This window comes from Virgibacillus alimentarius (genome assembly GCF_000709085.1).
In the GTDB taxonomy this organism is placed as follows: domain Bacteria; phylum Bacillota; class Bacilli; order Bacillales; family Amphibacillaceae; genus Virgibacillus_B; species Virgibacillus_B alimentarius.
Genome location: NZ_JFBD01000119.1, coordinates 1 through 5,249 on the forward strand (window position 1 = coordinate 1; position 5,249 = coordinate 5,249).

Genomic DNA, 5,249 nt, shown 5'->3' on the forward strand with positions numbered 1-5,249 from the left:
AAAAAAGCTTTGCCTATTGTTACCACGGTGAATTTCATTAAAAAGTTTACCGTCTCTAATAAAAATAACACGGCCAGAAAAACTGGCTGCAAATGGATCATGGGTCACCATGATAGTAGTCGCATGCTGTTTTTTATTTAATGCCTCTAGTGATTCCATCACTTGTAATGTTGCTTTTGAATCAAGATTTCCAGTTGGTTCATCTGCAAAAATAATCGTTGGATTGTGAATAATTGCTCTTGCAATTGCTGTGCGCTGTTTTTGCCCACCAGATACTTCATAGATGCGTTTTTGAACGATGGATTCGATTCCGAGCTGTTTTGTTACATGATCAAGTTTTTTTTCTCATTTCTTTTACTTTCCTTTTTTGCAATGTCAGTGGCAGTAAAATATTTTCTCCAATCGTAAGTGTGTTCAACAAATTATAATCTTGAAAAATAAATCCTAATTCATTCCGGCGAAATTTTGCTAATTTATTTTTTGATAATGACGTTACATTTCGTCTATTAATAGTAACTTTACCTGATGTAGGCGTATCGATAGTTGATAACAGGTTTAATAATGTTGTTTTCCCGCTTCCGGATGGACCCATTACACTAATGAATTCCCCTTTATTTACGGTTAGGTTAAATTGACTGAGCGCTTCCGTAAGCGCAGCACGTTTATTTCCGTATATCTTGGATAAATTTTCAGCAGTAAGTATTGGCAATTCCTTCACTCCCTTTTACAAGTGGGGATTCGTTAAATTTTAGCATGTGAAAATGTAATCGTAACGGTTGTCCCTTTATCCTGTTCAGAATGGATGATCAAATTATGACCAAGTGCATCACAAATCTCTTTTGATAAATATAAACCCATTCCTGTAGATTCGCGAAAAGTACGGCCATTTAATCCGGTAAAGAAAGGATCGAATACACGCTGGATATCTTGTGATGGAATACCGCAACCCGTATCTTGGATATTAAGTTGAAGTACTTTTTCATTCGCAGCAGCTGTAAACGTTATATTTTCTGATGATTCTTTTGAATACTTAATGGCATTGGAGACAATTTGACTTAATACAAATTTTAGCCATTTAGGATCAGTTGCTACAACATAGGACTCATCTATCGCTAACGCTGGAAATACTTGATTACGAATAAAGCTCGATTTAAATTCCTGTATAACTTCAGTTGCTACTTGTTTAAGAGAGATTTGCTGTACATGAAAATCTCGATCAAATTTTTGCAGACGGGACTGGTATAAGGCAAGATCTAATCCTCTTTGGAGACGCTCGATTTCTTCTTGAACACTATGATGAAATGCTTCTGGCAAATTTAGTTTTTCCTTTTGTATAATTAAATGTAAAACAGATATCGGTGTTTTCATTTGGTGAACCCACTGCTGCATGAAATGAAATTCGAGTTGTTTTTGTCTTTCTAATTGATTTATCTCTTCTGTATAGTGAGCTGTTTGCTTGTCATGATATAATTTTATATTATCCAGTAATCGATTAGCTGGTTCCGGAAACCAGCTATCATCAGTTGATCCCATGTTACTTCTAATCGTAGTATAAAATTCACAAAATTTATAATAACGATAAAGAAGAAAAGCAACTAGAAAAAAGGTCGGCAATATAAATAAATAGATGATTGTTTCCGTACTCATCGCAGCTTTTGTAATGAAAGTGGAAAGCTGTGCAATGCCAATAATAATCGTACATTGAGAATAAAAAAATAATATAAATGGAAGTTGATCTTTTAGAAAGTCCTTCATTCCATTTCTCTCCATGCATCGATCATTTTATAACCCGCTCCACGCACCGTTTGTATACTATTTTTAATACCAATATCTCCTAGTTTCTTACGTAATCTAGTAATATTCACTGAAAGCGTGTTATCATCTACGAAATTTTCATCATCCCAAAGTAATTCAAGCAAATACGTCCGAGATAATACACTGTTTAATTGTTCCATCAATATTTTTACTAAAATAAATTCATTTTTTGTTAGTAGTGTTGTTTGATTTTGAAATTCAATTTCCATTGTAGTTAAGTGCAAAAAAAGCCCATTGGTTTCGATCGTATCTGCTTGTTTATTTGTGGCATATTCGCCGTATATCCGTCGCATGATACCTTTGATTTTTGCTTGAACAACGTCGAAATTAAAAGGTTTCGTTATATAATCATCGCCCCCATTTTCAATTGCCATCACTTGGTCCATTCCGCTGTCACGCGCAGAAATAAATATAATTGGGCAATTGGAGATGCTGCGGATTTGCCTGCACCAATAAAATCCATCGTATCTGGGTAAATTTATATCTAATAAGACAAGATGGGGATCGATCGTTTTAAACACTTCTACAATATTATCGAATTGTTCAGTGATCACAACATTATATTCATACTTTTCCAGATAGTCTTTTAATAAATACGCAATTTTCGGATCATCTTCAATTAAAAATATTTTTTTCATTAAATCACAGCCTTTAAAATAGAATACACCTCAAGTTTATCCTATCTTATTGAAGAAAAAAAATAAATGTCTAAACAGGAAGTGGATAAGCATATATATATCGTAAACAAATGATTAAAGGGGATATAACCATGTCCTTTTTTCCATGGGTAATGATTGGAATCATCTGTTTTATTGTTATAAAGAGTCTGGTCGATTTTATCCAGGGAGGGAAATCACACTTTCGATTAAAATTAAAAGAGAGCCGATTTTCCAGCGAAATTTTTTATACATTACTAATTATATATAGCATTGTTATTTTAGGATTTGGATTAATTTATTTTATCCTATCTTTTCAACAAATTACTTTGGTCGAACATGGAGAACTTAAACAAGTTAGTGTATTTGGATCACTAATACACTCGCTGTATTTCAGTGGTGTGACATTATTAACGATTGGATATGGTGATATAGTTCCGATAGGTGTAGGTAGATTTATTGCTTTAATGGAAGCATTAATAGGGTATATTTTACCAACTGCTTTTGTACTTCGGTTGGTACAAACACGAAAAGAACATAAAGAAGATTAAGCTACTGTTTAGAGATAAAAGAAAGGATGTGCTATAGTAAGTAATATAAAATATTGTTTGGAGGGGTTTTAAATGACAGTAGAGGTAGGGAGTCCAGCACCTGATTTCACATTGTCAAATCAAAGTGGAGAGGAGATAAGCCTTTCTGATTTTAAAGGAAAAAATGTGGTGCTTTATTTTTACCCAAAAGACATGACACCGGGATGCACGACAGAAGCATGCGACTTTCGGGATCAGCACAAAAACTTTCAAGACGTAGATGCTGTCATCCTCGGAGTAAGTCCTGATCCAATTGATCGCCATCAAAAATTTATAGACAAGCACGATCTTCCATTCCATTTATTAGCTGATGAGGATCATAAAATTGCTGAAGCATATAACGTTTGGAAATTAAAAAAGAATTTCGGAAAAGAATATTATGGGATAGAGCGTTCTACCTTCATTATTGATAAGGAAGGTAAAATTCAAAAAGAATATCGCAAAGTACGTGTGAAAGGACATGTAGAAGAGGCTCTGTCGTTTATACAAAATAATATGTAAATCAAATAGGCTTTTGTGACTTTGGAGGTAAGATGTGTGACAATTTTATTTTCCGTAAAACTTTCTCAAAAAGATCAACAACGATTGAAAGAAAATTATCCAGACCAAGTCTTAAATTTTTATAAAAATATGAAAGAAGCAAAACAATATATTCAAGAAGCTGAAATTTTAGTAACCTATGGGGCGGATCTTACCTCAGAGTTAATCGAACAAGCGGATCATTTAAAGTGGATTATGGTGCTTTCAGCGGGAATTGATAAACTTCCGCTGAAAGCAATTCAAAAAAAAGATATCCTTATTACAAATGCGCGAGGAATTCATAAAAAACCAATGGCAGAATACGCCATTTCCATGCTGCTTCAGGTATATCGCCAGGAAAAATTGCTCATGCAAATGGAGACAAATAAAGAATGGACACGGCGTTCCATTCGTATACAAGAAATTAGCGGGAAAACAATGGTGATAGCGGGTACAGGGTCTATCGGTCAGGAAGTGGCTCGCTTGTCCAAAGCATTTTTTATGAAAACCTACGGCGTTTCTAAAAGCGGCCGACCAACTGATTTTTTTGATAAAACCTTTACAACAGATGAAATGGACCGTATCCTTCCGGAAGCTGATTTTCTTGTTTCTGTATTACCAAGTACAGACGAGACGAAAGGTCTACTCACTTTCGACCATTTTAAGCTAATGCCTGAACATGCCGTCTTTTTAAATATGGGGCGCGGCGATTTAGTTACTAGTGAAGATATATTAAAAGCTGTCCAAGATGAAGAAATCGCACACGTTATATTGGATGTTTTTGAAGAAGAACCATTACCGGCGGATCACCCAATTTGGGCAGAAGAAAATATAACGGTGACGCCACATATATCCGGTGTTTCCAATCACTATTTATCAAGGGCGCTTGAAATATTTGAAAAGAATTTGAGTGCGTATTTGGACAATAGCAAGGAATTTTTAAATACAGTCGATATCTCGAAGGGATATTGATGAATAGAAAGCAGTGCGTCTGCCAAGGCACTGCTTTTATTGTTAATAAAATTTTTTAGATGAGTGATAATAATTATTAATTAATAATATACTAATGTTGACAGAATAATATAATAGAGGGTACACTAATTATAAAGATTATAATTTAATAATATAACTTAGATACCGAAATATAATTGAAAGTGAGGTGCATGACGATGTCAGAAATAAGGTTGCGTGAGGCGATTGATACATTAAAAGAATCAGGTGTACGAATTACACCTCAACGTCATGCGGTTCTTGAGTATCTTCTTAACTCAGAGATACACCCAACAGCTGATGATATTTATAAAGCACTTGAATCAAAATTTCCGAACATGAGTGTTGCAACAGTGTACAATAATTTACGTGTCTTACGTGAAATCGGACTTGTTCGAGAATTAACATATGGTGATGATTCCAGTCGCTTTGACTGTAACACATCAGACCATTACCATATCATATGTAATGATTGCGGTAAAATTGTTGACTTTCATTATCCCCCTTTAGATGAGGTGGAAGCGTTAGCTGAACAAGTGACAGGATTTAAAGTAAGTCATCACCGGATGGAGCTTTACGGAACTTGTGAATCCTGTAAACAAGTCGAAACACGGAAACATTAAAATGGCTTTTATGACTATTGTTAAGAATTTGAGTCGAGGCCGGGACATAACTAGCC

At 34.7% G+C, this 5,249-nt stretch carries 6 protein-coding genes and 1 pseudogene; 4 read left to right on the plus strand and 3 right to left on the minus strand.

Annotation, left to right across the window (positions count from 1 at the left end; translation table 11 throughout):
• From GZ63_RS16945 to GZ63_RS0115365, 3 genes and pseudogenes are all read right to left on the minus strand, one after another.
• A pseudogene (locus GZ63_RS16945) lies at positions 1-709 on the minus strand (ABC transporter ATP-binding protein); the annotation flags it as partial.
• Positions 710-741: 32 nt separating this feature from the next.
• Positions 742-1,755: a sensor histidine kinase gene (locus tag GZ63_RS0115360; protein WP_029271059.1), complete on the minus strand. Its 1,014-nt coding sequence runs from the start codon at positions 1,753-1,755 to the stop codon at positions 742-744.
• Positions 1,752-2,453 carry a response regulator transcription factor gene (locus GZ63_RS0115365; RefSeq protein WP_029271060.1) on the minus strand — a complete coding sequence of 234 codons (702 nt, stop codon included), beginning with the start codon at positions 2,451-2,453 and terminating at the stop codon, positions 1,752-1,754. The genes GZ63_RS0115360 and GZ63_RS0115365 overlap by 4 nt, the downstream gene beginning before the upstream one ends.
• A 131-nt stretch (positions 2,454-2,584) precedes the next feature.
• Here GZ63_RS0115365 and GZ63_RS0115370 point away from each other — a divergent pair, with 131 nt between their 5' ends.
• The 4 genes from GZ63_RS0115370 to perR all read left to right on the plus strand — a co-directional run bounded on the left by GZ63_RS0115370 (position 2,585) and on the right by perR (position 5,193).
• Positions 2,585-3,022: a potassium channel family protein gene (locus GZ63_RS0115370; RefSeq protein ID WP_029271062.1), complete on the plus strand. Its 438-nt coding sequence runs from the start codon at positions 2,585-2,587 to the stop codon at positions 3,020-3,022.
• Between the two features lie 72 nt (positions 3,023-3,094).
• The gene (gene bcp / locus GZ63_RS0115375; protein ID WP_029271064.1) at positions 3,095-3,562 is read left to right on the plus strand and encodes a thioredoxin-dependent thiol peroxidase; all 468 of its coding nucleotides are present in this window, start codon (positions 3,095-3,097) and stop codon (positions 3,560-3,562) included.
• 36 nt (positions 3,563-3,598) lie between these two features.
• Positions 3,599-4,552: a D-2-hydroxyacid dehydrogenase gene (locus tag GZ63_RS0115380; protein WP_029271066.1), complete on the plus strand. Its 954-nt coding sequence runs from the start codon at positions 3,599-3,601 to the stop codon at positions 4,550-4,552.
• 197 nt (positions 4,553-4,749) lie between these two features.
• Entirely contained in the window at positions 4,750-5,193 is a 444-nt protein-coding gene (gene perR, locus GZ63_RS0115385) for a peroxide-responsive transcriptional repressor PerR (protein ID WP_029271068.1), read from the plus strand.
• Positions 5,194-5,249: the final 56 nt, after the last annotated feature.